At 48.6% G+C, this 928-nt stretch carries 1 protein-coding gene; it reads right to left on the bottom strand.

The window, feature by feature from the left end; translation table 11 throughout:
* Window positions 1-926: filamentous hemagglutinin N-terminal domain-containing protein (locus tag ACFIKH_RS09195; RefSeq protein WP_375671538.1), on the bottom strand; the 926-nt coding region annotated here is incomplete at its 3' end.
* Window positions 927-928 lie beyond the last annotated feature (2 nt).

Genomic DNA, 928 nt, shown 5'->3' with positions numbered 1-928 from the left:
TCTCCTCGCATCTTAACGCCGGCGCCTTTATCATTGGCAATCACGCGGATCTGCCCCGCGTACATTCCACCAAACTCACTGGAATCAATCGCCAATTCCGGCTCTTTGCCATCAGAGCCAAGAGAAGTTGCTTCGCGCTTGTCATAATCAAAATGATTGTGACCAGCGATAACAGCCAAATCTCCTTTGACCTGTATGGGACCTCCGATACTGATCTTGCGCGAAACAAGATCAAAAATATCTAATGCACTCCCATCAGCTCCACGAGAGCCTATGGTGATATCACCACCCTCAACACGCAACCCACTCAAAGCCCCATCGGCTCCAATGATCGGTTGTCCGGTCGATAAAGTCACCCGTGGAGTATTAATAAAGCCACAACCGTTACAAGTAATCCCATTGGGGTTGGCGATAATAACATCCGCCATATGCCCGTGTACTTCGCTCACGCCTTCAAGACGCGAGCGATTGGCACTTACCACTTCATTAAGGATAACCTTTGCTGCACCGCTATAACGCAAATTGCCGTTGCCTGGCACCAATCCCCCAAGCTGTGAACGCGAAACCTCCTCAGTCGAATTGTTCAAAATCACGCCATGGGTATCAACATTGAAACTGTCATATTTGTTATGAGAAAGACCCTGTCCATTGGGGCGCACAATATCAATCAGCGGCACATCATTGCCGGCTTTCCCCACCGTGGGGCGGAAAACAGAGCCAACCCCATCAGCTGCTTTAATCCCTTGGCTCTCTTGTGCAACAGGACTTCGCGCTCCAAGCGCTTGTGCTTGCAACAACAAAGGCTGAAAAGCTAAGCAAAAACTTAAAACAAGTGAAAGCCCCTTATGGATCCCTCGCTGCAAAACACAAAGAACGCGCTTTCCTCGCTTGTATCCATATCCCAATTTATGCTTTTGATTTTTCAATC

It is taken from the genome of Bartonella sp. SD1336NMGDW (genome assembly GCF_042193565.1).
In the GTDB taxonomy this organism is placed as follows: domain Bacteria; phylum Pseudomonadota; class Alphaproteobacteria; order Rhizobiales; family Rhizobiaceae; genus Bartonella; species Bartonella grahamii.
Note: the sequence above shows the minus strand (reverse complement) of the source record. Positions and strands in the feature narration are given on the sequence as shown.